At 68.0% G+C, this 25,193-nt stretch carries 27 protein-coding genes and 1 pseudogene; 9 read left to right on the top strand and 19 right to left on the bottom strand.

Annotated features, from left to right (window positions below; genetic code table 11):
* Positions 1-524 precede the first annotated feature (524 nt).
* Together E1294_RS04755 and E1294_RS04750 are read right to left on the bottom strand one after the other, a co-directional pair.
* Positions 525-1,019 (bottom strand): hypothetical protein, encoded by a 495-nt coding sequence (locus E1294_RS04755; RefSeq protein ID WP_132504847.1) that lies wholly within the window; start codon positions 1,017-1,019, stop codon positions 525-527.
* A 639-nt stretch (positions 1,020-1,658) separates the two neighbouring features.
* Positions 1,659-2,195: a GbsR/MarR family transcriptional regulator gene (locus tag E1294_RS04750; protein ID WP_132504845.1), complete on the bottom strand. Its 537-nt coding sequence runs from the start codon at positions 2,193-2,195 to the stop codon at positions 1,659-1,661.
* An 84-nt stretch (positions 2,196-2,279) separates the two neighbouring features.
* On the opposite strand from E1294_RS04750, the gene E1294_RS04745 reads away from it, so the two are divergent.
* Both E1294_RS04745 and E1294_RS04740 read left to right on the top strand, forming a co-directional pair.
* Positions 2,280-3,200 (top strand): ABC transporter ATP-binding protein, encoded by a 921-nt coding sequence (locus E1294_RS04745; protein WP_165977084.1) that lies wholly within the window; start codon positions 2,280-2,282, stop codon positions 3,198-3,200.
* A gap of 5 nt (positions 3,201-3,205) precedes the next feature.
* Positions 3,206-4,807: an ABC transporter permease gene (locus E1294_RS04740; protein WP_132504843.1), complete on the top strand. Its 1,602-nt coding sequence runs from the start codon at positions 3,206-3,208 to the stop codon at positions 4,805-4,807.
* A 176-nt stretch (positions 4,808-4,983) separates the two neighbouring features.
* Here the strand turns inward: E1294_RS04740 and E1294_RS04735 are convergent, their stop codons facing one another.
* Positions 4,984-5,229 (bottom strand): hypothetical protein, encoded by a 246-nt coding sequence (locus tag E1294_RS04735; RefSeq protein ID WP_132504841.1) that lies wholly within the window; start codon positions 5,227-5,229, stop codon positions 4,984-4,986.
* A 387-nt stretch (positions 5,230-5,616) separates the two neighbouring features.
* Between E1294_RS04735 and E1294_RS04730 the strand changes: the two genes are divergently transcribed.
* Both E1294_RS04730 and E1294_RS54060 read left to right on the top strand, forming a co-directional pair.
* On the top strand, positions 5,617-7,641 hold the full coding sequence (locus tag E1294_RS04730; protein ID WP_132504839.1) for a prolyl oligopeptidase family serine peptidase: 2,025 nt from the start codon (positions 5,617-5,619) through the stop codon (positions 7,639-7,641).
* Between the two features lie 168 nt (positions 7,642-7,809).
* The gene (locus tag E1294_RS54060) at positions 7,810-8,058 is read left to right on the top strand and encodes a hypothetical protein (RefSeq protein WP_181958452.1); all 249 of its coding nucleotides are present in this window, start codon (positions 7,810-7,812) and stop codon (positions 8,056-8,058) included.
* A gap of 200 nt (positions 8,059-8,258) precedes the next feature.
* Here the strand turns inward: E1294_RS54060 and E1294_RS04720 are convergent, their stop codons facing one another.
* From E1294_RS04720 to E1294_RS52405, 5 genes are all read right to left on the bottom strand, one after another.
* Positions 8,259-8,966: an aldehyde dehydrogenase family protein gene (locus E1294_RS04720; RefSeq protein ID WP_132504837.1), complete on the bottom strand. Its 708-nt coding sequence runs from the start codon at positions 8,964-8,966 to the stop codon at positions 8,259-8,261.
* Between the two features lie 104 nt (positions 8,967-9,070).
* Positions 9,071-10,273: a cytochrome P450 gene (locus tag E1294_RS04715; RefSeq protein ID WP_132504835.1), complete on the bottom strand. Its 1,203-nt coding sequence runs from the start codon at positions 10,271-10,273 to the stop codon at positions 9,071-9,073.
* Positions 10,274-10,373: 100 nt separating this feature from the next.
* On the bottom strand, positions 10,374-10,877 hold the full coding sequence (locus tag E1294_RS04710) for a helix-turn-helix transcriptional regulator (protein ID WP_220447553.1): 504 nt from the start codon (positions 10,875-10,877) through the stop codon (positions 10,374-10,376).
* On the bottom strand, positions 10,874-11,326 hold the full coding sequence (locus E1294_RS54305) for a hypothetical protein (RefSeq protein ID WP_220447552.1): 453 nt from the start codon (positions 11,324-11,326) through the stop codon (positions 10,874-10,876). The genes E1294_RS04710 and E1294_RS54305 overlap by 4 nt, the downstream gene beginning before the upstream one ends.
* Positions 11,327-11,391: 65 nt before the next feature.
* Positions 11,392-11,532: a hypothetical protein gene (locus E1294_RS52405; protein WP_165977083.1), complete on the bottom strand. Its 141-nt coding sequence runs from the start codon at positions 11,530-11,532 to the stop codon at positions 11,392-11,394.
* A gap of 956 nt (positions 11,533-12,488) precedes the next feature.
* Here E1294_RS52405 and E1294_RS52400 point away from each other — a divergent pair.
* Entirely contained in the window at positions 12,489-12,647 is a 159-nt protein-coding gene (locus E1294_RS52400; protein ID WP_165977082.1) for a hypothetical protein, read from the top strand.
* Positions 12,648-12,708: 61 nt separating this feature from the next.
* Here E1294_RS52400 and E1294_RS04700 read toward each other — a convergent pair whose 3' ends face one another.
* From E1294_RS04700 to E1294_RS04685, 4 genes and pseudogenes are all read right to left on the bottom strand, one after another.
* On the bottom strand, positions 12,709-14,094 hold the full coding sequence (locus E1294_RS04700) for a phenylacetate--CoA ligase family protein (RefSeq protein ID WP_132504831.1): 1,386 nt from the start codon (positions 14,092-14,094) through the stop codon (positions 12,709-12,711).
* On the bottom strand, positions 14,091-14,585 hold the full coding sequence (locus E1294_RS04695; protein ID WP_220447551.1) for a GbsR/MarR family transcriptional regulator: 495 nt from the start codon (positions 14,583-14,585) through the stop codon (positions 14,091-14,093). The genes E1294_RS04700 and E1294_RS04695 overlap by 4 nt, the downstream gene beginning before the upstream one ends.
* 170 nt (positions 14,586-14,755) lie before the next feature.
* Positions 14,756-15,102 (bottom strand): annotated as a pseudogene (locus E1294_RS04690) (ISAzo13 family transposase); the annotation flags it as partial.
* An 85-nt stretch (positions 15,103-15,187) separates the two neighbouring features.
* Positions 15,188-15,952, bottom strand: a complete 765-nt coding sequence (locus E1294_RS04685; protein ID WP_342775005.1) for a helix-turn-helix domain-containing protein — start codon at positions 15,950-15,952, stop codon at positions 15,188-15,190.
* A 114-nt stretch (positions 15,953-16,066) separates the two neighbouring features.
* Here E1294_RS04685 and E1294_RS04680 point away from each other — a divergent pair, with 114 nt between their 5' ends.
* A complete protein-coding gene (locus E1294_RS04680; RefSeq protein WP_132504829.1) occupies positions 16,067-16,447 on the top strand; it encodes a nuclear transport factor 2 family protein in 381 nt (126 codons plus the stop codon).
* An 81-nt stretch (positions 16,448-16,528) separates the two neighbouring features.
* On the opposite strand, the gene E1294_RS04675 is transcribed toward E1294_RS04680, so the two are convergent.
* The 3 genes from E1294_RS04675 to E1294_RS04670 form a co-directional block, all read right to left on the bottom strand.
* Entirely contained in the window at positions 16,529-17,170 is a 642-nt protein-coding gene (locus E1294_RS04675; RefSeq protein ID WP_246082814.1) for a site-specific integrase, read from the bottom strand.
* Entirely contained in the window at positions 17,106-17,450 is a 345-nt protein-coding gene (locus tag E1294_RS55460; protein ID WP_246082822.1) for a hypothetical protein, read from the bottom strand. Before E1294_RS55460 ends, E1294_RS04675 begins: the two co-directional genes overlap by 65 nt.
* 111 nt (positions 17,451-17,561) lie before the next feature.
* Entirely contained in the window at positions 17,562-17,780 is a 219-nt protein-coding gene (locus E1294_RS04670) for a hypothetical protein (protein ID WP_132504827.1), read from the bottom strand.
* 434 nt (positions 17,781-18,214) lie between these two features.
* Here E1294_RS04670 and E1294_RS04665 point away from each other — a divergent pair, with 434 nt between their 5' ends.
* Positions 18,215-18,907, top strand: coding sequence for a response regulator (locus tag E1294_RS04665; RefSeq protein ID WP_132504825.1), 693 nt, complete (start codon positions 18,215-18,217; stop codon positions 18,905-18,907).
* 13 nt (positions 18,908-18,920) lie between these two features.
* Positions 18,921-20,096: a sensor histidine kinase gene (locus tag E1294_RS04660; RefSeq protein WP_132504823.1), complete on the top strand. Its 1,176-nt coding sequence runs from the start codon at positions 18,921-18,923 to the stop codon at positions 20,094-20,096.
* Here the strand turns inward: E1294_RS04660 and E1294_RS04655 are convergent.
* A complete protein-coding gene (locus E1294_RS04655) occupies positions 20,081-21,079 on the bottom strand; it encodes a hypothetical protein (protein ID WP_132504821.1) in 999 nt (332 codons plus the stop codon). The two genes, E1294_RS04660 and E1294_RS04655, sit on opposite strands and share 16 nt — an antisense overlap.
* A 531-nt stretch (positions 21,080-21,610) precedes the next feature.
* Between E1294_RS04655 and E1294_RS04650 the strand changes: the two genes are divergently transcribed.
* Positions 21,611-22,138: an SRPBCC domain-containing protein gene (locus tag E1294_RS04650; protein WP_165977081.1), complete on the top strand. Its 528-nt coding sequence runs from the start codon at positions 21,611-21,613 to the stop codon at positions 22,136-22,138.
* Positions 22,139-22,247: 109 nt separating this feature from the next.
* Here E1294_RS04650 and E1294_RS04645 read toward each other — a convergent pair whose 3' ends face one another.
* The 3 genes from E1294_RS04645 to E1294_RS04635 are packed head-to-tail and all read right to left on the bottom strand — an operon-like array spanning position 22,248 to position 25,068.
* Complete coding sequence (locus E1294_RS04645) at positions 22,248-23,267, bottom strand: hypothetical protein (protein WP_132504817.1); 1,020 nt, start codon at positions 23,265-23,267, stop codon at positions 22,248-22,250.
* The gene (locus E1294_RS04640; protein ID WP_132504815.1) at positions 23,264-23,776 is read right to left on the bottom strand and encodes a hypothetical protein; all 513 of its coding nucleotides are present in this window, start codon (positions 23,774-23,776) and stop codon (positions 23,264-23,266) included. The genes E1294_RS04645 and E1294_RS04640 overlap by 4 nt, the downstream gene beginning before the upstream one ends.
* On the bottom strand, positions 23,773-25,068 hold the full coding sequence (locus E1294_RS04635; protein WP_132504813.1) for an ATP-binding cassette domain-containing protein: 1,296 nt from the start codon (positions 25,066-25,068) through the stop codon (positions 23,773-23,775). The genes E1294_RS04640 and E1294_RS04635 overlap by 4 nt, the downstream gene beginning before the upstream one ends.
* Positions 25,069-25,193: the final 125 nt, after the last annotated feature.

Here is a 25,193-nt window from a genome sequence, read left to right as displayed (position 1 = left end):
GGCGTTCTTGGACGAGAGCGGGCCGCAGGACGCAGACGTGGATGCCCAGATCGCAGAAGGGCGAGCAACAGGGCGCGGAGATGGGGCTGTTCAGCCACGTGCACAAGGCCGCGCACCGCGTTCGGGCCACGTATCCCGCCGTCGGCGGCCGGGGCGGGGCAGTTCCGCCCAGACCGAGCCTGGTTTGCGCAGCGCGGGTGCCGGCACGTTGAGTGCCTTGGCCAAAGACGGTACGAGCCGAAACAGGGCGGTGTGGTGCTGGGCGGCCACCTTGCCTTTGCCCGTGCGGCACGGCTAGCCAGCAGGGGCGGTGCAGGAGGACATCGGGCAGCCGGAGGCTTCCGCGAGCAGGAAGTCGTCGTCGCTCACCTCCCGATCGTTTCAAATCGCAGATATTTGAACGACCGATGAAACAGATCGGGCGGGAACGCCCTGCATGGCTAGGCACCCGAGCGTTGTTTCACAGGCGAAACGCTCATGAAACGGCCCCGGAAGTCGTGAAGCTATGGCGGCAGTCGCCGTGCTCACGTCCCGGTCGCAGACGTGTGCGCCTGTGGATGCAGTGGCGCCGAAGCCGACTGGCGACGTTGCTGTCGCAGGAGAGCGCGGATGCGGGCGGTGGTGACCATGATCCCAGTCGCTGCGGTCAGGCCGACTGCGGCGAGGAAGGTGGGCCAGATATGAGACAGCAAGACAAGGGTGACGCCGCGGCCCTCAGCGATCAGTTCCAGGATGCGCGGCAGGAAGGCAAGCACCGGCAACGGAAGAAGATAGGGGACCAGCCGGAGCGTCGTCCTCCAGGGGGCACAGGTGGCGCGGCGCTGCGCCCAACGTCGCGCTCGGCGAGCTTTGAGGGCCCCGCCTGTCGCGATCGAGATCGCGGCGGCGAGGGCTGTCAGGTCGGCGATGAAGGCGAGCGGGAGCGGGGCGCCCGTGCCGGGTGTGCCCTGGGTCAAGGCGATGAGGTCTTCCATGATGGCCTCGACGTCGGCCTCCGGCGGCATGTGGCTGCTGGACATCAGCGCGATGCCGTACCCGCTGTCGGGCAGGAGCCCATCGCGGGCCCGTTCGACCTCAGTTCTTTCGAGGCCGCCGCGGCGGCCGACAAGATTCGGATGGCCTCGCTCTACCTGGCCTACTTCGTGACCTCGGCGGACCGTTATACCGACGTCTACCGCACGCCGAGCGAGGCCTTCCGCGCCCGTACGACGGGCAGGTGGAGAAACTCTTCGACGGCAACCACCAGGCCGCGGAGATCGCCCAGGCGTCGCCGCCGACGTCCGAGAAGTTGTTCACTGCGCAATTCCTGGACAGGGTGCACACGCCGACCGGCAAACTGAAAGAACTGCTGACCGCGCTCGACTCCACCTGCAATTGGAAGCCGGCCGTTCCGGTCCGCCTGCATCACGCCAAGGGCGACACGGACGTCGCCTACGACAACGCGATGTACTGCCAGCGTCAACTGCGTTCCCACGGCGCCATGCAGACCCTCACCGACGCGGGCAACGTGGATCACAACCAGACCGTCCGTAAGGCGCTGCCGCTGGTGGTCGCCGGCTTCACGGGTGCCCGAGGACGCCCCCACCTCACTCGTGCCGGTCCGGCGAGTACCCGGCCAAGGCGCGCTAGGGCGGCGATGAGAGCGCCTACCGTCACTATCAGGAGTTCTGGGTGGTGCTGGCGCTGCGCGACGGGCTGCGCTCGGGGGACGTGTTCGTCTGCTGCCAGCGGTTGAGGATCCCGGCGATCTCTTCCTGGACAAAGTTAAAGAAGTCGTGCATCTCGGCGATGCGGGCACCGGCGGGCGAATCGCTCCCGCCGAGCGCTCGCACGCCCTCCGCAGATAGGTCGGCCAAGGCTTGATAGACGCCGCCCACCGTCGCGCTGGAGGTGTACCACGCGTTGTCTCGGATCCGGTACAAGTCGCGGCGTGAGCCGGGTACCGGGCGCCGCTCGATCAAACCTACTTGGACGAGGTAGCGGACGGCGCCGGAGATCGCGGGTGGACTCACATTAAGGCGATCCGCGAGATCAGCAGCCGTCAGACCGTCCTCGTCGGAGCTCATCAGGGTCAGCAGCACCCGCGCTGACATGCGCGGGAATCCCCATTCCGCCATCAGCCTGGCGAGGCTCTCGACAAACTGTCCCACAGCCTGCTCGTCGCGCCCGGCCGCCGGGCTGGCACTCACATCCATTGGCCCTGCCTCCTTAAATCCTTCAAAGAGTGTACCTTCTTCATCAACTTCACATGCATGTGAATAGCGTGTATCTTCTAAAGTGTGTCAACAACTCCAATCCTGATCTCCGGCCTGGTCAAGACCTTCGGCCAGACGCGCGCACTCGATCACCTCGACCTCACCGTGAGCAGCGGCGAGGTCCACGGATTCCTCGGCCCGAACGGAGCCGGCAAGTCCACGACCATCCGCGTCCTGCTCGGCCTGATACGCGCCGATGCGGGGAACGTACGACTGCTGGACGGCGACCCCTGGCGGGACGCCGCCGAGCTGCACCGGCGCCTTGCCTATGTGCCGGGCGACGTATCGCTGTGGCCCAACCTCACCGGGGGAGAGGTCATCGACCTGCTCGGCCGGCTGCGTGGCGGCAATGACCCCAAGCGCCGCGCCGAGCTGCTGCAACGGTTCGAGCTGGACCCCCGCAAGAGGAGCCGGACCTATTCCAAGGGCAACCGTCAGAAGGTCGCACTGGTCGCGGCGTTCTCCTCCAATGTGGAGTTGCTCATTCTGGACGAACCCACCTCAGGCTTGGACCCGCTGATGGAGACGGTGTTTCAGGCGTGCATCGCCGAAGAGCGACAGCGCGGTCGTACCGTGCTGCTCTCCAGCCACATCCTGTCGGAGGTGGAAGCGCTGTGCGACCGGGTCAGCATCATCCGCAACGGTCATGCGGTGGAGAGCGGCAGCCTGGCTGACCTGCGCCATCTGGCCAGGACGTCGGTCACCGCCGAGATCACCGGCCCCCTGCCGGACCTGGCGCGCCTGCCTGGGGTGCACGACGTCCACGTTCAGGGAGGACGGGTGCGCTGCCAAGTCGACGCCGAGGCACTGTCCCTGGTCCTGGAGATGCTCGGTCATGCCGGGGTGCGCAGCATGACCAGCCACCCGCCCACGCTGGAAGAGCTGTTCCTGCGCCACTACACCACCGCGCAGACCGGCCGGCACGCCGCGGAGGCCAGGAGATGAACGCCGTGACGGGAACGCGCCGGCTGGTGTGGCTCTACCTGCGCCGGGACAGGGTAACCGGCTCGTTCTCGGTGTTGTTTCTCGTCCTGCTGGTGGTCGGCGTCGCCAAGCAGTACGCCGGGCTGTTGCCCACCGAGCAGCACCGCATCGACTTCGCGGCCCAGATCCGCGACAATGCCGCGCTCACCGCGTTCACCGGGCAGTTGTACGGTGACGGCCTGGGCAACCTGACCGTGTGGAAGATCGGCGACATCGCCTTCACCCTCGTCGCTTTGATGGCGGTGCTGAACGTGGTCCGGCACACCCGCGCCGAGGAAGAATCCGGCCGGGCCGAGCTGCTGGGCGCCGGCGTGATCGGCCGCCTGGCGCCCATGACGGCGAGCTTGATCGAAACCGGCGGCCTCATTGTGCTGAGCGGTGCTCTCACCGCACTGGGCCTGGCCGTTTTTCGACTCGATGTTGCCGGGGCGGTGATGTTCGGGCTGGCCTTGTCTGCCCCCGGCCTGGTGCTGGCGGCGGTCGCGGCGGTGGCCGCGCAACTGTCCGAACGGGCCCGAACCGCGATCGCGATGGCCGCCTCGGTGCTCGGGGCGGGATACATGATCCGTTTCCTGGCCGACGGAAGCGGAGTGCTGTGGCTACGCTGGCTGTCACCCAACGGATGGAGCCACCTGGCCCAGCCGTTCGGCGACAACCGCTGGTGGGTGCTCCTGGTGCCGCTGGCCGTCACCGCGTCGCTCACCATCCTCGCCTACCGGCTGAACGCCCACAGGGACCTGGGCACCGGCGTGCTGCCCGCGCGCCTCGGCTCCGCCGAGGCCACCCCGGGCCTGCGCAGCCCGCTGAGCCTGGCCTGGCGCGGCCAGCGTGGGCAACTGCTGGGCTGGACGGCGGGACTCGCCGCACTCAGTACCGCCGGCGCCGGCGTCGCGCCCGGCATGCGGGACCTGGCCGACCGCTCCGGCGAGCAGATCCAAGAACTCTTCCGCCGCTACGCCGCCACCCCCGACGCCACCCTGTCCGACACGTTCGTCTGGATGATCGCCATCAGCGTCGCCGGAATCGCCCTGCTCTATCCCCTGCTGACCACCCTGCGCCTCCGTGGCGAGGAGATCAGCGGACGCGCCGAACTCCTGCTGTCCACCACAGCCGGACGCACCCGATGGGCGCTCAGCCAGCTCATCCTCGCCTTCGCCGGAAGCGCACTGATCCTCACCGTCTCCGGCCTGGCCGCCGGGCTCGGCTACGGTCTGGCCAGCGGCGACCTCGCCGCTCAGTTGCCCAGGATCCTGCTGGCCTTCCTGGTCATGGTCCCGCCCGTCTGGTGTGTCGGCGCTGTCGCCATGCTGGCCTTCGGCGTCGCGCCCAAGCTCGCCACAGCCCTCGCGTGGGTGGTGTTCGTGCTGGTCAACGTCTTTGGCGAGGCACTCGGACCGATCCTCGGAATCAATTACTGGATCGCCAACCAGGTCATCCCCTTCCACCACATCCCCAAGGTCATCACCGGAGGCCAGTTCACCGCGACACCGCTACTCATCCTGACCGCCCTGGCGGTCGTGCTTGCCGCGGTCGGCCTGACGGCATTCCAGCGTCGCGACCTTACCTGACCCGCACTCAGGGCAGAAGGAAGGCACAAAGCCATGAAGAATCCAACCGCGCACGCCCGCCTCGCTTGCAAGGTGGCGGTATTGAGGAGCCCGTCCAGCCCTCGCCATGGTGGCGGCAATGCGGCCCCTGGACCTGCGCCGGTTTCTCCCTCACCACCGACCGGTGATGTCGCAGATCACCCGGGACGGGATGGGCAGCGCGAACGCCTCAACAAGATCGACGGGCGAGCCTTGGTGTGGCGCAGCGCCTCGATGTGGTCCTCGGTTATCTCCTGGATGTCCGGCTCCAGTTGCTTGAAGCGATGCACGGCGAACTGCCCCGTCAGCATCCGCCGGCAGCGGGTGTGCTCCGGAGGGTCCAGACGGCTGATCGCTCTGGGGGCCGCAGGCTCGGATTCCTCCTGAGGGTACGGAGTCGGCATGGGGCGAGAATGGCGCGAGTGGCGGCATAGCTTGTGATCAACGAGCCTTTGTGCAAGTCCGGGGAGGTCATGCGACTGATCGGACATTCCTTGCGCAACCGGATCAACTCTGCCGGAGGGTCGAACGGTCGAACAGGTCACCTACCATCTAAGCTTCATGAAAGTATGAAGCTAAGGAAACTAGTGAAGGCGATGGCTTCGTGTGGTGCCGGCCCTTCCGTAGCCGGCCACGTCTTCGGACCGGCGGGGTTGTTCGTTGTGGCGTAGTGAGGGACGTCGCAGATCGAGGGCTGCGCGGGGCACTGCCGGTCTCGGCGGTCGAGGCGAACGTCGAGACAGAGAACGTCGAGACATAGCTGTCAGGCACGAATGGAGGCATAGAAACCGATGAGTACCGATCCGTACGAGTGGCTGCGGCCGGACACCGACGAGTCGCTCGCATGGCAGGAGCAACAGGACGCGGCCGCGCGCTCGCACGTGCGCGGCTGGGATTACTTCGCCCAGGTACGCGACCAACTCGCGGCCGGGCCCGCGGCGCCGGGCGCCCCCGACAGCCTCGGGACGACCACCCCACGCAGGCTCGGCGGCCGCTGGTTCCGGCTGGCGCCCGCCTCCCCGGAACGGGCCGCGCTGGGCCTGTGGGTGTCGACTTCTTCCGACGAGCCCGGCAGGCTGCTCGTCGATCCCCACGCCGCCGGCTACCTGCGCGACGGCGAGCCGGCGCAGCTGGTGTGGTACGAGCCCACGCCGGACGGCACCCGCGTGGTCTTCGGCGTCCACCACAACGGGGAGATGATCGGCCTGCTCCGTGTGGTCGACACGGCGACCGGCCGCGATCTGCCGATCGGGTCGCACCGGCACATGCTTACCGGCGCCGTCCCCGGCTGGCTGCCAGACGGCAGCGGATTCTACGTGTGCGACCGGTCGGAGACCGGCCGTCACCAGGTCTGGCACGTGCCCGTGGACCCGCCGGGCGAGATCGGCGTTGCGGTAAACGTGATCGCCCCCGCCGAGTTCACCACGTCCCCCTCCGGGCTCACCCCACAGGTATCGCCCGGCGGCCGCTGGGTCATCACCCTCACCGGGCAGCACGAGCAGGTGGCGAGCCACCTCGGCGACAGGCGGACCGGCACCTGGCGGAGCTTCCCGCCCAAGGGCTATGAGGGCGAGTGCCACGGCGTCTGGTACGACGAGAACACCTACATCGCCGTCGTCACCGGCGACGCGCCGCGCGGGCGACTGGTCGCCATCCCGGCCGAGACCTCGGCCGACATGCGGACCTGGCGAGAACTCGTCCCCGAGTCCGACGCGGTGCTGCGCTGCGTCACCCTGGCAGGCAAGCACCTGGTCCTGTGCGAGGTGACCGACGCCGTCGCGGGGTTCCGCCTCGTCACCGCGGACGGCAAGCCCGCCGAGCGCCTCACCACGCCCGGTCTCGGCAGCTCACCGACGGCCATGGTCAGCCGCCGCTTCGAGCGCTCGGAGGAAGTGACGTTCTCCTACACCACGTTCCTCGACCCGCTGACCCCCTACCGTTACGACCCCGAACGCGGTGAGCCGGTCGCGATCGGCGCACCGCGGCCGGGGATGGACGCGATGACCGTCGCTCAGCGCTTCGCAACCAGCCCGGACGGGACGCGCGTGCCGTACTTCGTCGTGCACCGGGCGGACCTGGACCTCGACCGCCCTCAACCCGCCCTGATCAACGGGTACGGCGGGTTCAACGTGGCCTGGCTGCCGCGCTTCCTCGGCAACTATGCGCCGTTCCTGCGGGCCGGCGGCGTCTACGTGCACGCCATCCTGCGCGGCGGCGCCGAGTACGGCCGCACCTGGTACGAGGACGGCCGGCTGTCCCGCAAGCAGAACACCTTCGACGACCTGTACGCGATCGCCGAGGACCTGATCGACACCGGCCTGTCCGAGCCCGCCCGGCTCGCCTTCCACGGAGCCAGCCATGGCGGCCTGCTCGCCGGCGTGGCGCTCGTCCAGCGACCCGACCTGTGGCGCGCGATGGTAGCCGAGGTCCCGCTGTTCGACATGCTCCACCCGCTGACCTCCGACCACCCGGCACCGCAGGCGGTCCGCTCGGTCTTCCTGGAGGACTACGGAGATCCGGACGAACCCGGGGACGCCGCGATCATCCGCGCGTACTCGCCGTACCACAACATCGAGCCAGGGACCGCGTATCCGGCCCTGCTGCAGGCATTCGGCGAGCACGACCTCGGCTGCCAGCCCTTCCACGGACGACTGTTCACCGCCAAGCTCGCACATGCGAGCACCTCCGGCCACCCGATCCTGCTCCGCGTCTGGAAGGGCGCCGGCCACGCCGCCCTGGACAGCGCGGAGGTGAGCGACCATGCGGCCGAGATGCTGGCCTTCCTCATGCGCGAGTTGAACATGACCCCGACATAGCCTGTTCGCCATGCCATCACGACGTTCGTGGCCAGGCCCGCCAGCGGCTGAGACCGGCTCCGATGGTTGACCTGGTCGGCGGTCGTGCAGCGACGAGCGCTGCCGCAGGATGGTGGCGAGGACTACGGGTGGTCGCCGTTGATGGCACCGTGCTACCGGTCCCGGACCGTGCGGCCAGCCTCACGGTCTTTTGCCCGGCAGCGGCTCGGCGCCGCCACCGATCTGCTCAACCACCTGGCCGCCACCGGCGCCGACCTGCTGGTGCGCTGCAAGTCCGGCCGCAACCTGCCCGCCTTGGCCCGCTGCCGGGACGGCTCGAGGCTGGCCCGGCTCGGCGCGCTGACCGTTCACGTCATCGACGCCGAGATCATCATCCGCACCCCCAGGGCAGCAGGACCGGCCACTACCGGCTACTGACCACCCTCACCGACGCCTCCCGCTACCCGGCGGCCCACCTCATCCGGCTCTACCACGAGCGGTGGGAGATCGAACCGCGTACGCCGAGCTGAAGTCCACGATCTTGGGTGGACACGTCCTACGGGTGCCCGCGACCAGCTCATCCTGGCCGCTGGCCTCATCACCGGCACCGACATCGACCCGATCGGCACCATCGGCCGTCACGTCCTGGCCCACCTTCTGGGCCGGCCAGCCCGCCTTCGTAGCCGATGCCGCTGTCGCCGCGCCCGCCGAAGGGGACCTCCGGCGTGGCGGGGGTGGGCCAGGTCGACGCCCGCGATCCCCACGTCGAGCTGGGCGTGCAGTTCCATGCCGGCGGTGGCGTCGCCAGTGCAGACGTACCCGGCCAGGCCGTGCCCGGTGGCCGCGGCGTCGGTGATCGGCTCCTTGAGGTCGGTGAAGGACCGGACGACCGCGACGGGGCCGCATATCTCCTCCCGCCGCTCGGGCCGGTCTGCCGGTGGGTCGACGACCAGCGCCGGGGCGACGTACCAGCCGTCGGTCTCGGGCCGGGGGCCGCGGTGCACGGACGCTCCTGCCCGGCTCAACCCGGAGACGACGCTTTCGAGGCGTCCGACCTGCTCACGGGTCCGTACGGGGCCGAGCGTTGTACGGGCGTCCAGTGGGTCGACCGTGACCATGCGTGAGATCCGCTCGGTCAGGCGGCTCAGGAACTCCTCGCGTCCGTCGAGGTGCATCCAGACGTTGTTCGCGGCGATGCACGAGACCCCGTTGTTGCGGAACTTCGCCACCATGAGGGTGTCCGCAGCCTCGGCGAGGAGCTCGGACTCGCAGATCTCCGCGAAGGCCAGGCTCGACAGCAGCGACAGCTCGGAGGGCTTGAAGACCACCGTGCAGCCCGCGGCCATCGGGGGGCGATCTTGTGTACCGAGAGTGCCTCAGAGCCGACAGCACGGCGAGCATTTCACGAGCACTTCAATCATCTTGCGCGGCCGATTCCGGAAAGGCGTGGTCACCATGCGACGGGGAGGCGGTCCACCCCGTACACGAGTGACGTTTCCCGCAGCGGGATCTCGTGGGCGGGCACGCCCAGATGTAGTGTCGGGAAGCTGTCCAGCAATGCGGCGAGCGCGATGCGCAACTCGATTCTGGACAGTTGCTGGCCGAGGCACTGGTGAATGCCGTGGCTGAAAGCGAGATGCCCGCCGGTCGAGCGGGTGACATCGAGCCTGTCAGGGTCGTCGAAGCGCCGGGGGTCTCGGTTGGCCGCGGGCAGGGAGATGGTGACAACCTCACCCTTCCTGATGAGATGGCCGTCGATCTCGACGTCTTCCAAGGCGGCCCTGCCGGGGCCGATGTGCGCCACGCTGAGGTAGCGCAGGAGCTCTTCGACAGCTTGATCCACCAGCGCCGGGCTCTCACGGAGTGCGGTGACCTGGTCCGGGTTCTCCAGCAGGGCGAAGGTGCCGAGCGCGAGCATATTGGCGGTGGTCTCATGCCCGGCGATCAGCAACGTCATACCGATGGCGGTGAGTTCTTGATCGTCCAGCTCTCCGCCGTCGATGAGGTCGCTCAGGAGGTCGTCGCCCGGTTCGGAACGCTTGCGCCGGATGAGCTCACCGATGTAGCCGGCGAGGCTGACGATGGCCGCGTTGACTTCCTGCCTGGGTGCATCCAACGTGAACATCACCTTGGTGTCGCGCTGGAACCGATCGCGATCGGCGTAGGGCACGCCGAGCAGGTCGCAGATCACCAGAGACGGGATGGGCAGCGCGAACACCTGGACCAGATCGACCGGAGGGCCGTGGCGGCGCATCGCCTCGATGTGGTCCTCGGTTATCGTCCGGATTCCTGACTCCAGTTGCTTTAGGCGACGGACGGTGAACTTCCCCGTCAGCATGCGCCGATAGTGGGTGTGCTCCGGGGGGTCCAGACGACTGATCGTGCCTGGGGCAGCGGGCTTGGGTTCGTCTTGAGGGTAAGGCGTCGGCACGGGAAATCGTCGCAGCTCCGCCCGGGAGCTGAAGCGGGGGTCGGCGAGAATGGCGCGGGCGGCGGCATAGCTGGTGACCAGCCAGCCTTCGTGTCCATCCGGATAGACCATACGACTGATCGGACGTTCCTTCCGCAATCGGGTCAGCTCCGCCGGAGGGTCGAAGGGGCATTCGCCCCGATCGGTGGGGAGGCCGTGGGGGATCTTCGGCGTATCGTTCATGCTGTACCTTTCAAGAAATGAGAATGGAAATCAGGGGTCGCCGATGGTGAGCCATCGGCTCTTTCGCTGCGGCGTCGCCTACTCCTCGGCGTTCACGCATTCAGTTGCTACGGCGAGCGGTGCGGGATCTGAACTCGCGCGGTGATTCGCCATAAGCCGTACGGAAGGCGCGGCTGAAGTCGCCCGCCCGGCGAAATCCCCAGCTGGCGGCGATCTGGTTGATCGGGACGTCGATCAGGGCTGCGTCGGCGAGGTCACGACGGACGCGCCCCAGCCGTTGATCGCGTATCCAGGCCGAGACCGTCTCGCCCTGCTCCTGAAACAGCCGGTGCAGATAGCTGACCGAGATGTGGTGTGCCGCCGCGACGGACCGCGGGGTGAGCTCGGGGTCGTGCAGACGGCTCTGAATGTCGGCGCGGATGCGCGAGGCGAAGGCCTGCCGGCGAGAGCTCGACCGTAGGCAGGGATCGGATTCGAGCAGGCTGGAGAAGCACGCCGTCACCAGATCCACCAGCACCAATCCGAGCCGCTGCCCGTCCGCCGGGGTGAGCGAAAGCTTCTGACCGGCCAGATCCTCGATGAACTGGATGAGCAGCGAGCTCACTCCACCATCGACGGGCACACCTGCCCGAGCAGAGAAGCCATCGCCTCGCCCTGCAGGGGGAGCACCGACTTGGGGATGGCGACCAGGGCGAGCTCCAGGGCGTCTTGCCCGTCGGATTGCAGGCTCACGTCCTCGAGCCGGGCAAGGTCGTGCGCGTACAGGTCGCCCACGCTCGCGGTGTCCTGCCGTCCGGCCCATGTCGCGCTGACGGTCCCGTGGATGGGTACGACGAGCTGGACGATGTCCTCGGCTTCTGCCGGCACCTGGTTGGTTTGGCGCTGGAGGTATACCGGGCGGAAACGTCTCACCTCGACCACGGCCACGCCGAGATCGAGCAGCTGGCCGTCGGTAGTGAGATTGTCGGCGGCAACCAACTCGCGGCACGCCTCGGGATCGGTGGTCCAGTCCTTCCAGGTGGTGGGCCGCGGGCGTGCTGTCCCTTTGTGCATTCGTATCCCCGGTCGTTTTCGAGGGGGTCCGCGTTGTCCGGTCGGTGACGTCGTCGGGTCCTCCTTCAGCGGGTGGCCAGCGCCTCGTCGCGCTTGGCCTCCAGCACCTGCTGGCGCTTGCCGTCCTTGATCCAGGCCGGGAAGCTCCGTGCCGGGCGAGGACACAGATCACATTGCTCAACGGAGATCGCAACTGATGTTCCCACAGTTAAGAAGATACACTATATTCACATGCATGTGAAGCATATGACGCAGATACACTCCTTTTGAACTCAAGGAGGAAGGCCCGTGGATGTGAGTGCCGGCTCGGCAACCGATCGCGATGAGCAGGCGGTGGTGCAGTTCGTGGAGAACCTCGCCAGACCGATGGCGGAGTGGGGTTCCCTCGCATGTCGGCCCGCGTGCTGCTGACGCTGATGAGCTCCGACGAGGACGGCCTGACGACCGCTGATCTCGCAGATCGTCTTGGTGTGAGCCCTCCGGCGCTCGCATCGCCGAGATGCATGATTTCTTTGCCTTCGTCCAAGAAGAGATCGCCACAATCCTTGACCGTTGGGAGCAGACCAGGCAGTCCACTACGGCAAGCTGACCCTTCAGTTGGCTGGAGTTCCTGGCGATCCAGTGATCTAGAACTGTCAACTGGTCGAGGGCCGGGGGAGCCTCCGTATCCCGAAACCGTGCGGCCGATGGCGCTGGCGATCCCAAGGAAGAGTGGGCTGTAATGCCCCTGGCCTCGCTCTGTGATGATGCATCCTGGATCGAACATGACTCCGTCGGTCAGCCGAGGTCGTTCAGAAGCTCGTCGAGCGTGCGTTTCGCCCCGGTGTCATCCCTTGAGAGGAAGATCGTGCTCGGCTGTCCAATGGGTGAGGCGCGCCCCTGATCTGGGCATCGACGCTGGAGAGCGTTTTGACGACGCTGTGCTGGGTGTCGCGATGGCCACCCCCTCCGCGCGCATGACGGCGGAGGGTGGGTCCACGATCGGTACGCGCTCTCCCCGTGCAGCCGACAGTTCGATGTCTGATTTTGTCGGCCGGGGCCGACCGCAGTTGTTCGTGCTCAGCGACCGCACCCTCGGCCTGGTGGGGTTGATGTTCGCCAGATCTGACCGCACTCGGCTGCCACGCGAGCGGATGACGATGGTGCCCCGCTCACCCCGATCGTGGCCGAGAAGCAGTGGTCGCACGTGCGGGCGGTGTTCGCTGTGGGCGGCGACACCGGGACGCTGCCGCGCGTTCAACCACTCCACCTGGCCCCTGGCCTGTTCCTCGCGCAGGCCCTCGACCGCGAACTGCCCCTCCACATGTCGGACACCCGATAGGTCGAACGGACGCGGGCGCGCATCGACGGCCCCGCCGAACTTTCGAGAGCGTGTCGACAGGCTACGACGCGGCGTTGCCCGCGTACGGAACGACCTGCGGATACTTGCCGCCGGCAGCCTGAACGGGCGGCTCGTCGCCGCAGTCGATCGTGACGTTGCCGAGGTCGTGGTCGACGAGGACGTTGGCCAGGTCGGTCCGTACGGACTCGCGTACCCGCCGCGGATCGGCGCCGTCGGCCGTACGCAGCCGCACGCGCAGGGCGTCCGGTGCGGTCTGCACGACCTGGAACAGCTCGACGCCCGCGGTCCGCTCCACCGCTGTCGCGAGTGCGAGCGGAACGATCGTGGACTCCTGGCCGCGCTGGTTCGGGAACGTCAGCACCGAGGACGCTCGGCCCTGGACCCGGACCGCCATCAACGGGCTGCCGCACGGGCAGGGGTCTGGCCGGCGCAGGATGCTGTCGCCGAGGTCGTAGCGCAGGATCGGCTGCTCCCGCCGGTAGAGCGTGCTGAGCAGCACGGTGTGGGACAGTTCGCCGGCCGGGGTCGGCTGGTAGTCCGCGTCGACCGGTTCGAAGATCACCCAGTCTTCGTGGATGTGCAGCCAGTTCTCCTTGCAGGTGAACGACAGTGCGACGGCCTCGTTGCAGCCGTACAGATTGTTGATCTCGACACCGCCGAAGGCCTGGGAGATCCGGGCGTACTCCGGCTCCGTGAGGCCTTCGCCGCCGAGCGACAGCATGACCGGATTGAGGCGCAACCGCCCGGCCTCCTGTTCACGAGCCAGCAGCAGGGCGGTCGAGGCGTAGCACTCGATCAGCGCGGGCTGGAAGTCGTTGAGCTCGGCGGTCAGCTGCGGCACCGGAGACTGCACCGACAGTAGCCGCACGGACTTCTCGCGACGCTTGTTCGCCCGCCGCTGAGCCATCTCGGCCGCCGCCATCGCGAAGTGCCCGCCCGTACCGGCGATCTTGGCCGAACGCCCACCCCTGGCCAGCAGCTTGAGTACGGAGCCCGGGGTCACGAGCGTTCCGAGGATGCCTCTGGCCACCAGCGCGCCGGCGACCTGGAGCGTGTGCGGATCGTTCAGGAAGATCCCGACCGAGCCGGTCGTGCCCGAGGTGGTCGTGAGGAGGTAGGTGTCGAGGAACTTCGCACCGATCAGATCGGGGTCGTCAGCGAACGCGCGCGCCGCCTCGAGCGTGACACGAGGATCGGCCACCCAGTCGTCGAACCGGGCCATCAACTGCCGCTTGTCGGTGATCGGCAGCCGTGCGGTGTCGGTCACCTGGTCGGGGAGATCGGCGTAGAGCTCCTTGAAGAACCGCGAATTGTCTCGGGCGTGGGCGACGGCCTCGGCCAGGCGTTCACGCTGCCTGCGTTCGATGCCTGGGCGCCCTTCCTTGACGGCTTTGCGGGCGTCGCGCCACTGGCTGACGAACGTCATGACTGTCCTTTCTGGCGTTCCTGCCACTGCTTCCACAGGGGTTCCGACTGCTGGACGAAGAAGCTGTAGAGCTCGTAGGCGTTGCGTACCCGGGCGGCGCGCGGCGAGTCCGCGCCAAGGATCTCCATGCCATCGCGGGCAAGGTCGGCGAACGCCTGCAGGTTGGCGAGCTGCTGCTGCCAGGAGTTGGCCCAAGCCTCGTCGGCAACGCGGTAGTACGTGGAGCGGTCGCCTGGCCTGGTGACGGTGCGGACGAGACCGGCGGTGGTGAGGACCCGGAGGGTACTGGTCAGCGACCCCCGGCTGGCCTGCACAGCCTCGGCGATCTGGCCGGGCGACTGCTCGGGCGGGTCGCAGACCATAAGCCACGCCAACGTGCGTGCGGTGATCGGTGGCCAGCCATGCCGCACGTAGTGGTCGGTGAGATCGGCGATCCACGCATCCAGCCGCTGTTCGGCTGGATCCTCATCGTGCTCATAAGTTTTAGTCACAATTAAAACCTAGCACGGTCTGTGAACTCAGGCCATTACATGGGTCGGCAGGCGCAGCCAGGTGGAAGAACGCCAAGCGGGCCGCCGGCCATCAGCCGGCAACCCGCGAAGTCGCGCTCGTACTCAGTTGTCGGAGAGCTGCTTCAGGAACGCCGCCGCGATCGGGCCGGCGTCCGGCGGAGGCCCGACTCCGGATCTCCCCGCTCATCCGGCTCTACCAGGGCTAACAGCGCTGGCACCAAGCCTGGGTCGTGCTCGGCCACCGACTTGCGTCCACCCCCAGATCGTTGGACGCGAACATTCGGCGAGACACGCAGTCCGTTTTCGAGATCGAAGACGCCTTTACGTACGGTGGTTTCGCTGACTCCGGCCCGCGCGAGCGACAGCTCGGATGCCGCCGTATCCCAGGAGCCCGGCCTCGGTCCCGAGCATCAGCCGCTGCCTTCCGTTCGTTCAGACGTGGGAGCAACGCTTCGAGTCCGCGCGAGCTGGTCGCAGACCTCGGTGAGATCGCCATACCATCTCCACGACCTCAAGATCAGACAGCAACGCCTTACTTCCTCGCAGCTTCACCGTGCATAGCCGGGACGGGCCTGAAATCTTCATTCAGCGGGTGTTTTGGCTGCTGTCCGGAAGAAGTGGGCGGTGTCGTCATCGGCGGGGAAGTATGCCTCGACGGCGATCTCTTCCAGCGTGACGTCGAAGGCGGCGCCGAACGTCGTGACAGAGTTGATGAAACATAGCTCCGCTCCGCGATGGCGGATGCGGATGGGGAGCGCGATGTCGGCGGGATCGAGCGACACCGGATCACCTTCGGGGCCGTAGGACAGCAGTTCCTCATACAGCACGCTCAGCTCCGGATCGCCGGTCTGCGCCACCTGGCGGGCGAGCCGGGGCAGCAGGTACGCGCGGACCTGCCCGAGGTTGCGCAGCCGCGGCGCGAACCCGCCAGGATGCAGGCCCAGCCGCATCATGTTGACCGGCGGTTGCAGCAACGACGCATCGACGCCCTCCAGGAAAACGTCGATCGCCGTGTTGGCGAACAACAGGTTCCAGCGACGGTCCACGGCGAGCGCCGGATACGGCTCGTGCCCCCGCAGGATCTGCACCAGGACATCCCGCGCCGACGCCAGGTGCGGATCGTCCAGCGGCCGCTCCCGGATGACGGGGGCGTGCCCGGCCGCGATCAGCAGGCGGTTGCGTTCCCGCAACGGGACGCTCAGATGCTCGGCCAGACGCAACACCATCGCGCTGCTGGGAATGGTCCGGCCCGTCTCCACGAAGCTGACGTGCCGGGCGGACACCTCTGCCTGGATCGCCAGATCGAGCTGACTGAGCCCTCTGCGGTGCCGCCACTCGCGCAGCAACTCACCGACCGGCCGGTCCTGCATCATGCGAGCGATTATCGCCCCGCCTGAGGATCGTCGCGATTACATGCCATGTAATCGACAGACCGGACAGGCGGCTGGGACGGTGGCCACATGAGCGAAAGCAGCAAAGCCGCACGCAACAAGCACCTCGCCCTCCACGGCTTCACCCAGTTCTCGAGGGGAAACATCGACGTGCTCCGTACCCTCCTGGCAGAGGACTTCATCGAGCACAGCCCGGGAAACCCCTCCGGACGGGAGGCGTTCATCGCGTTCATCGCCGAGGCCCCGGTAGCCCACGCCCGGCTCGACCTCAAACGGGTCATCGCCGACGACGACCACGTGGTGATGCACTACCACATGACCACGGACGACGACCCGCGCGGCATCGCCGTCGTCGACGTCTGGCGGCTGATCGACGGGCAGATCGTCGAGCACTGGGACGTGGTCCAACCAGTGCCAGAAGCCGCGCAGGTTCCCCACGGAATGTTCTGAGCGAACGGCATGACGCAGATATCCACCTCAATCGCGATCGAAGCCCCGGCGATGACGGTCTCGCCCTGACCGAACTGGACGCTATCCAGGCTGGAATCCGTTCATCCGCGTAGCTCGCAGTGCCGACCCCTGCCAGGCTGGGACGAGATCGGTATGTCTGCCCAGATCGCCAGCGATCTTAGCGTCTGGGGAGACTGTCAACTGGTTAATTAGACACTCCCTTCCTCGGCGCCTGCGGGCGGCGGGATCGCGTCCGGCCTGCCAACGTGCGAGTGCTTCCCCAGAGACCCGGGCGTAACGGGCCGGTGAGACGACCGCGGTGTGCCCGGAGTAGGCCAGCAGGGTGGAGGTGTTGGCGTCGCGCTCGGCCGCGTGGGTCAGCGCGGAGTGCCGGAGTTGGTGCAGTGTCCAGCCGCCGGTGGCGGTCTCGAACAGCTCGGCCGCCCGGCGGTTGGACAGCCGCGCCTTCCCGCTGCCGGCGTCGACGTCGGCCGGCGGCAGTTCCACCCGGGCACGCCGGTCGGTGGTGAACACCGGCCCGCTCCGGCGCCCGTCCAGCAGACGGGGTAGCAGCCGAGCGGTGCCGGTGCGCCAGACGATGACGTCGACCGCGCCACCCTTACGCCGTACCTGGGCCCGCCGGTTGCGCAAGTCCAACTCATCGACATCCAGGCCCAGAACTTCCGAAGACCGCGCCGCTGACTCGTACAGCAGCCGCCACAACGTTCGCTGCCGAGGACAGCGCGTTGAGCCGGGCGTTGACCGTGGCAGCCGAAGCCGATCCCCACCGCTCGATGAACCAGGCGGCGACTCGATCAACCGCGGCTTTCCTCTCGAAAACGGTCACCGGGGTGTAAGAACCGAACCTCTCGGTCAAAGCACGCGACGCCGTAGCGTAGCCCCGCGCGGTGTTGGGGTTGGACACCCCCGCGAGAAACCCCTCGATTGCGTCCTTGAGCGCCAGGACCGACCGCTCGACATCGATCTTGTGGACCACTCCCACGATGCCTCCGCGCTCTGTCGCAGACAACCATGGAGTCTGGCCCCCGCCCGGCGGAGGCATATCCCCAGGACGGCATCGACACTCTCGCAGATAATCATGAAGTATCTGCGGCTAGCCGCTCTCCAAGGGGTCCGGCGATGAGCTGTACAGCGCTGACCTGCTCTGAAAGACGAATCCGACGCGCTGACGGCGGAACTTGGTCAGCACCGTCTCGGTGCTCCCTGTCAACTCCGCGCCGTCGGTGACGTTGTCCAACGCCGTCACGATGTTGTCCCCCACCCCGTACGTCTTACTGACGGTGTCCAGCTGGACGATCATCTGTCGTCTCATGTAGACCTCCTCAACGACGTACGCTACGGTCGGCGCAAAGCAAGATCAGTGACGTACTCCCCCGGATGACCGGTAGTGCCAGCCCCCTACCGGCTCCTGTCGCTGCGGTGCTCGTCGAGCGCGACAGCCGCCGGAAAGCCGCAGCAATCGTCTCGGTGCGCCGGCACGTTCGACCTCCAGGATGCAGTGATCAGCGGCGCGGGCCCGGGTTCAGGACCGGACTGGCCACGGCCGCGGCGGCCGGTCGGCGTCCTTCGGCACGAGGACTTCAGGTGACCACTCCCGTCGTACCCATGGGTGATCCAGGCTGGCGGCTGAGCTCAGAACGAGCGCAACATGCCCCTCCCAACTGAGGGCCCGCTGAGAGACGCGGACATCATCGCGTGAGCGTGTGAGACCCTGACGGCGGATGTTCTGCCAGGGGAGGAGTCGTGATGGAGACGGGGCCGATCCTGCTGGCGCTGGTGGACGACCAGCCGGCCGTACGGCACGCGTTGCGCTTTTACATGATGTCCGAACCCGGCATCCGTGTCGTCGCCGAGGCCGGGGACGGGCAGACGGCCGAGGAGATCGCGCGTCGGCTCCGTCTGGACGTGATGCTCATCGACATCCGCATGCCCGGCACCGACGGGCTGACGGCTATCAGCCGCATCTGCGCGCTGCCCGCCGGAGAACGGCCAGCGGTGATCGCTTTAACCACCTTCGACCTGGACGAGTACCTCTTCGGCGCACTGCGAGCCGGAGCCGCGGGATTCCTCCTCAAAGACGGTGACCCGGACCTGTACATCCAGGCCGTTCACCTGGCTCACCGCGGGCACGGGCTGATCGACCCGCAGGTCACCCACCGTATCGTCGAGCACTTCACCCAACTGCCAGCCTCGCCCCTCGGGCCCGGGCTCGCGGCCCCGAAGGCAGGTGGCCTCACCCCGCGCGAGCACGACATTGTCCGGCATGTGGCCAGAGGCCTGTCCAACAGGGCCATAGCCAAGGAACTCTCCCTTGGTGAGGGCACGGTCAAGAGTCACATGAACCACATCCTGCAGAAGCTTGGCCTGCAGTCCCGGGCCCAAGTGGTGATCTACGCTTATGAGAACGGCATCATAGGTCCCGGCCGTATGGCGCGATAGGCGGGGATGAATCGTGGCGACCGGCATGATCAGGAGATGGCAGGCCATGCCGGTGCCAGCCCAGGACGTTACGCTCGGCGTGCTGGCGATGGCCGCGTGCCTGGCGATGTCTCTCATGGAGCTGGTCTGGGGTGGCGGCGTGGCGAGGGGCGACCTCGCCGTTCAGCCTGCTGGCCTGGTGCTGACCGTGGCGCTGTGCGCCCCCATCGTGACCCGGCGCCGGTGGCCGGTTGCGTCAGCGCTGGCATCCGGCCTCATCATGATGATCAGCGTGGCGCTACAGCACAGGCTCCCCGGCGGCGATGTCGTGGTCTCGGCCGCATGCATCTCCGCTGCCTACTACCGGCCCCCCGTCCCGTCGGCGCTGAGCGTCTCAGCGATCATGATCGGCCTCACGGTGGCCAACCGGCAGGTGTACGGCGCTGCGCTCTCGCCCGTTGACTTGGTCCAGTCAGTGCTGCACGGTCTGGTACTGGTCGCAGCGGGCATCGCGGTGCGTGCTGAGCGGGATCGGCGTAGGCAGTCGGTGCTGGTGCACCAGATGCGAGTGGAGGCTGCGGAAGCCCGCCAGCGCGCGGACATTGCGAGTAGCGTTCACGATATCGTGGGTCACCGCCTGTGCGCCATCCGCATGCAGGCAGTCGGTGCGCAGCGTCTGCCTGACGATCCGCAGGTCAGCCAGCAGGTATTCACGACCGTCACCGACCTGGCAGACGAGGCACTGGCCGAGATCCGCGACCTGATCGACACACTCGACCCCGCGAAGCCGTCGATGACCCCAGCTGGTCTGGACGACCTGGAGCTGCTCTGCCGTCGTATGAACGCGGCGGGTTTCGAGGTCGACCTGCGCCGCCAACAGGTCGGGTACTCCGTTGATGCCGGTGTCCAGCAGGCCGCCTACCGCATCGTCCAAGAGGCACTGACGAACGCCGCCCGCCATTCGGGAGCCCGGAACGTCCATGTCGGAATCGGCCTTCAAGATCATGCCTTGGTGCTGGAAGTGACGGACAACGGCCTGGCGGTCCAAAGCCCGACAGAAGCGGGTCGCGGCACCCGTAGCATGCGTGCGCGTGCTCACGCGGTCGGCGGGACTTTCGACGCTGGGCCTGTCGAGCCGAACGGCTGGCGGGTCAGAGTCGTCCTACCCTGTGAGACCCGCTCCATCGTGCGGCATCAGAGGCTCGCCTGAGCGGGATCGGCGTCGTGCGGGCTCCGGCTCGCTAGCCCTGCCAATGGGCAGTCAGGTTTCGTCAGGCTGAAATAGGCCGCCGCGGCGACGAGCAGACCCACACCCCAAACCGAGTAGCCGAACATCGCCATCGCCACCTTCCAGACCTCTGGGGCCGTGGCCAGGCCGCCCTCGCCGAGGATCCAGGCCGTCATCCCGGCAACACCGAAATAGCCGGCGAAGCTCGCGCCGGCGAACAAGGCAGGGACGAGGACGACCCATCGTGGAACCCTGCGCCCGGCCAGCGGCACCACCCAGCGCGGCCAGATCCGACCCCAGCGATGGACCAGCGCCAACGGCAGCACGGTACCGGCCAGGAGCATGAGGACCACGAAAAGCGTGAACGGCGAATCCAGCGGGAGCAGCGGCCTGCCCGCCTGGACGTCCTCGTAAACCTTCACGGCCATGCGGGCCGCGCATCCGGCGACTGCGACGTATGCGGCCAGGTATGCCCACCGGGGTGCGGGGTCTGTGCGTCGCTCGGGCGAACGGCCGTGGACGCGGCCGCAGCCGGTGCACGTCCGCCGGACCCTGCGCTGCTCGGCGACGGCGCAAACCAGAGTCAGCACACCGCCCGTCGTCCCGGCGGCGCGGACCAGCACGCTCGCCCAGTCGTCGTACTGGCCGAACAGCATGCCTATGAGGCTAGTGGCGAGCAGGTACGAGTAAAGAATCAGGCAGACGCCGGCAATCCACGCCGCCACCGCAAGTGTCCATCGCACGGGTGGTGTCCACTGGCGTCCGATGCCCGCCGCGATCAGCGAACATGCCACGGCGGCCAGGAAGGCAAGCGTCACTGCGACCCACCGGCCGGGCGAGTACGGTTCTTCGGGAGGGGCCAACGACGACCCAGGATCGGCCAGCCACCACACGTGGACCGCTCCGTAGGCGGCGGTCCACGCCGCCGCCGCGCGCGACCACTCCCTTGCATATGTGATTGACATGCAGTCGACTCTTCCGCCCTTCAACGTGGGGCGGTTCCTCCACTAGGAGGAACCGGCATCGAACTTTCGGTAGAGGCGCTCACGACATTGGGACGCTCGCGCGCTGCCGTTCCCGGCCGAGGACGCGTGAGTGGCCCTGCTGCACACCGGGATACGCGCTGCCGCCAACTGATCACCGGCGAGGCGGAGCAACTGGTGGGCCACCTGTCCAAGCCCCACTATCAGCCCCCTCAGGGACGTTCGCCCCCTTCGCTGACCTCCAGCAGTGTGCCGGATGGGTGTGGAGTCCGGCCGCGAAGTCCCGGCGAGCAATAGTCAAGACCTGTGGATCATGAGCGGCCTGGTCGAGCAGGGTCGGCAGGCACAATGGCGCCCCTGCCGGCTGCGGCCCGAGCCGCTACAACAGGTGGCGATCTGGATGACGTAGTCCCGGCAGTTCCTGGGCCAGAGCTTCGACCGCCTCGACGACTACCTGCGCACGCTGCAAACCCGTGCAGCCCAGCAACCACGACACACCCAAGGAGAAAACCAATGACCAGGCAGGATCTGGGCAACGACACCACCACCATCTACACCGAAGGCACCGAGCTGGTCATCGAGCGCACCTTCGACGCCCCCCGCGAGCAAGTCTGGGCCGTGATGACCTCACCCGAGCACATTCCCCACTGGTGGGGACCGCACGGCGCCACCACCGACGTGGTGGAGATGGATGTCCGTCCCGGCGGCAAATGGCGCTGGATCAGCATCGTCGACGGCGGCCAAGCCCCGTTCGCCGGTGAATACCCGGAGGTCGTGCCGTCCCAGCGGATCGTCCGGACATCGATCTTCGACATCGAGCCGTGCAACAGCGGGCCGGCTGCGGTCGAGACCATCACCTTCGACGACTCCACAGGCAAGACCAAGGTCACCTACCACACCCACTTCCCCTCACAAGAGGCGGTCGACGCCGCCGTGGGACAGGGCATGTCCAGGGACACGCTGGAGCAGTTCGACATCGGCATCTGGCAATGGCTGCGGCTGGTGATCGGCGTGTTGGAATCGCTGGCGCGGCAGGCCTGATGATCCCGCGGTTGCGAGCACTGGCCGCACTGTGCCTGCTGCTCCTGCTGCTTGGCGCCACCGTCGTCAACCTGACCGTCCTGGGCACCAGCCCACTCATTCCCCTCGCCTATGCCGCCATAGCGGCAGCTCCTGCGGCGGCATGAGCTACTGACGAGGTAGGGAGCATGACGCGCAAGACCCCAGCAACCGCCAAGGCACGGGCCGCACCGGCCCAGAGCGCCGCCGCCGCTACGGACAAGCTCACCACAGCCATGGCTAGTGGCGCGTCCAGGGCCAGCAGGATCGCGCACGGCGTCCAGCCGAGTCCGCACAGCGCCAGCGCGATCGTGAACCTCGCGGCGATCGGGTCGGTGAGCGCGCCGGCCAGCTCGCTCGCGCCGGCGATGAGCACGGCGGTGATGGGAGCCAGCAGCACCCCGGCCCACCACATGGGCGCCTCGACCGCGGGCGAGAAGATCTGGGGCAGCCACAGCACCTCCAGTGCCACGGCGGTGCGCGCCGCTGGGAGGATGTTGGCCCAGATGAGGACCCACTCCATCCGCATGCCCGTCACCCGCGCGAGGTGGTGGTCGCGCTCGACGGCCACGCCTGCGACGAGATGCTCGCCCAGCAGATGCGGCACCGCCGGCAGCAGCGGCACCCAGCCGTACGCAGGAGCTATCACTATGAGCCCCGCCACCGCCGCCAGGAGCAGGACGGGCATGACCAGACGGTCGGCAAGTACCCGCCGCTCCTGCGCCAGGGCCCGGTAGAGCACCGCTCGCTCACCGGTGAGTGCCGACGGTCGCCTCAGTGAGGCGACCCCCGTTCGGAACCGCTCGGCTCCCAGCCCCTGGCCGGAGTGGGAGTGGCGTAGTACCTCCTGCGCGCCGGCCCTCTCCCGCGCGGCCGCGTCGGCGGGCTCCTGGTAGCCGTCGGCCACGGCGATCAGGAGGGCGGCTCCGCACATGAGAGACGCCAGACCGGCCAGCAGCAGCGGCGCGGATCCTGGTGCCGGTTCGAACAACATTCCGGCCAGTGCCCGCACGAGCGGCGCCAGCCGTACCCAGGCCGCGGCGGGTAGGTCGGAGGCGTATGAGATCAGCATCGCCACGGCCCACGCCGCTCCGGCGACGCGCAGGGTCACGCGCGCCGCGGGGGCCCCAGCGCCAGCAGGTGGCGTACGCACGCGACCAGTCCGAACAGCAGGAGCAGCACGGCGCAGGCGGCGGCCGGCTGCCACGCCCACACCGGGTCGAACCCCGCTAACCAGCGTGTGAGCGCTCCGGCGCCCAGGACCATCAGCGCGAAACGTGCCGGCCCGGCCAGCAGATGCCGGGCCAGCAGGGCGCGGCCGCCTCCGGGAGCGGTCAGCGACCACGAGGCGTCGGCGGTCGACAACCGCAGCGGTGAGCGACGCGTCGCGGTCAGCAACAGCAGGGGCAGGATCAGCGGTGCGACGGTGGTGACCCGGTCAGCCACGCCGTCCTGACCGGGAGGCGCGAGCGCGGTTAGTCGCAGCTGGAGCAGGGCCACCAGTGCCGCCCCTGCCGCCAGCAGCAACATCCGCCACGGGCGCAGTTCCCGCACCCGCCGGGACCAGGCGGCGCAGGAGAGGTAGACAAGGGCGCGGCTCGCGGCCGCGAACGCCTTCATCGGCTCTCCGCCGTCAGAGCGAGGTAGACCTCTTCGAGCCCGATCTGCCCGGACAACCCCGCCTGGCGTACGAGGCTGGAAAGGTCGCCGCCGGCTATGACCCGTCCGCGTTCCAGCACGATCACGCGATCGGCGATGCGCTGTGCGCCATGCAGGATGTGGGTGGCCACCACGACGGCGGCACCACCCGCCGCCAGGTCGCCGAGGGTGGCGCGCAGCCGCATGGCGCTGTGGGGGTCCAAGCCGTTGAACGGCTCGTCGAGCAGCAGCACCTTGGCCCCGTGCAGCAGCGCCATGACCAGGGCGAGCCGGCGCCGCAGCCCTTGCGAGAGCTCGTGGGGCAGCGCGTCGCGCCGGTCGGTGAGCTCGAATCGCTCCAGCAGTTCGCGGGCGCGGGACTCCCATGCGGGCAACCGGTAGGCCAGGGCGACCAAGGTGATGTGCTCCCAGAGCGACACTCCCGGGTACAGGTCGGGCTGCTCCGGCATGTAGGACACCGCTTGCTGGGCCTGGGTGCTGCCGGGTGAGTGGCCGCCGACCAGCGTGGCGCCCGCGTCGAGCCGTACGAGCCCGGCCGCCGCCTTGAACAGCGTGGATTTGCCGGCCCCGTTGTGCCCCAGCAGCGCGGTGATCTGCCCGTACTCGCACCGGAAGGTCGCACCGTCCACAGCCGTCCGCTCCGCGAACCGTTTGACGGCTGCCTCGCACTCCCACGCCGCCGTCATCGTGCACCTACGACGTCCGCCTGCCAGCCGCGCACGAGGTTCTGCCAGCCCTGTGAACCGAGGGGCCGCTGCCGCGCACCACGCCCGACTCCACGTGGCAGTACAGCGGCGTGGCCTGCCGCGGGTTGTGGGCTCGCGCAAGGGGTGGCCAGGCGCGGCCAGCACGGTCCGGGCGGGGACGGCGTGTTCGGCGACCATCCGCTCGACCTCGGCGCGGCTTCCTGACTCTTCGTCGAAGACCACCATCACCAGTTCGCTTCCCGCGGACGCAGCCAGCGACCACAGCGCTTTCATGTGGGGGAGGTGCTCGCGGCAGCTCGGACAGTGGTGGGAGACGAAGACGAGGGTGAAGGCGCGCTGGGCGTAGTCCTCGGTGTCCAGCATCGCCCCGTCGAGTGTGGACGCGGAGAAGGCCGGCGCGGGCGTGCCCTCGGGGAGTGTCAGGTCGGCCGGCTGATGGCGGAAGGGATCGAGCACGAACCTGAGCTTGGCCGCCATGAGGAGGGTCAGCGCCACCGAGCCGAGCAGGACGGCCCAGGTGAGGGCGAACATCGTCGTCGTGGTCATGAGAGGCTCTCCTTCGTGGCCGCCGCGTGCCGCGCCGGGCGCAGGATCAGGCCCACATCGGGCAGGCGCAGCCGGACAGTGACGAACAGCAGGGCCATCGCCGAGACAAGCGCGAGCGCGTCCGC

The sequence above is a fragment of the Nonomuraea diastatica genome, from assembly GCF_004349015.1.
In the GTDB taxonomy this organism is placed as follows: Bacteria; Actinomycetota; Actinomycetes; order Streptosporangiales; family Streptosporangiaceae; genus Nonomuraea; species Nonomuraea diastatica.
This window is presented reverse-complemented; position numbering and strand designations above follow the sequence as displayed.

What these genes read in the sequence shown, in the direction of transcription:
- E1294_RS04755 (WP_132504847.1), bottom strand. Translation starts at nt 1,019, where the DNA reads ATGTCCAGCAGCCACATGCCGCCGGAGGCCGACGTCGAGGCCATCATG.
- E1294_RS04750 (WP_132504845.1), bottom strand. Translation starts at nt 2,195, where the DNA reads ATGGATGTGAGTGCCAGCCCGGCGGCCGGGCGCGACGAGCAGGCTGTG.
- E1294_RS04735 (WP_132504841.1), bottom strand. Translation starts at nt 5,229, where the DNA reads ATGCCGACTCCGTACCCTCAGGAGGAATCCGAGCCTGCGGCCCCCAGA.
- E1294_RS04730 (WP_132504839.1), top strand. Translation starts at nt 5,617, where the DNA reads ATGAGTACCGATCCGTACGAGTGGCTGCGGCCGGACACCGACGAGTCG.
- E1294_RS04720 (WP_132504837.1), bottom strand. Translation starts at nt 8,966, where the DNA reads ATGGCCGCGGGCTGCACGGTGGTCTTCAAGCCCTCCGAGCTGTCGCTG.
- E1294_RS04715 (WP_132504835.1), bottom strand. Translation starts at nt 10,273, where the DNA reads ATGAACGATACGCCGAAGATCCCCCACGGCCTCCCCACCGATCGGGGC.
- E1294_RS54305 (WP_220447552.1), bottom strand. Translation starts at nt 11,326, where the DNA reads ATGCACAAAGGGACAGCACGCCCGCGGCCCACCACCTGGAAGGACTGG.
- E1294_RS04700 (WP_132504831.1), bottom strand. Translation starts at nt 14,094, where the DNA reads ATGACGTTCGTCAGCCAGTGGCGCGACGCCCGCAAAGCCGTCAAGGAA.
- E1294_RS04680 (WP_132504829.1), top strand. Translation starts at nt 16,067, where the DNA reads ATGAGCGAAAGCAGCAAAGCCGCACGCAACAAGCACCTCGCCCTCCAC.
- E1294_RS04670 (WP_132504827.1), bottom strand. Translation starts at nt 17,780, where the DNA reads ATGAGACGACAGATGATCGTCCAGCTGGACACCGTCAGTAAGACGTAC.
- E1294_RS04665 (WP_132504825.1), top strand. Translation starts at nt 18,215, where the DNA reads ATGGAGACGGGGCCGATCCTGCTGGCGCTGGTGGACGACCAGCCGGCC.
- E1294_RS04655 (WP_132504821.1), bottom strand. Translation starts at nt 21,079, where the DNA reads ATGTCAATCACATATGCAAGGGAGTGGTCGCGCGCGGCGGCGGCGTGG.
- E1294_RS04650 (WP_165977081.1), top strand. Translation starts at nt 21,611, where the DNA reads ATGACCAGGCAGGATCTGGGCAACGACACCACCACCATCTACACCGAA.
- E1294_RS04640 (WP_132504815.1), bottom strand. Translation starts at nt 23,776, where the DNA reads ATGAAGGCGTTCGCGGCCGCGAGCCGCGCCCTTGTCTACCTCTCCTGC.
- E1294_RS04635 (WP_132504813.1), bottom strand. Translation starts at nt 25,068, where the DNA reads ATGACCACGACGACGATGTTCGCCCTCACCTGGGCCGTCCTGCTCGGC.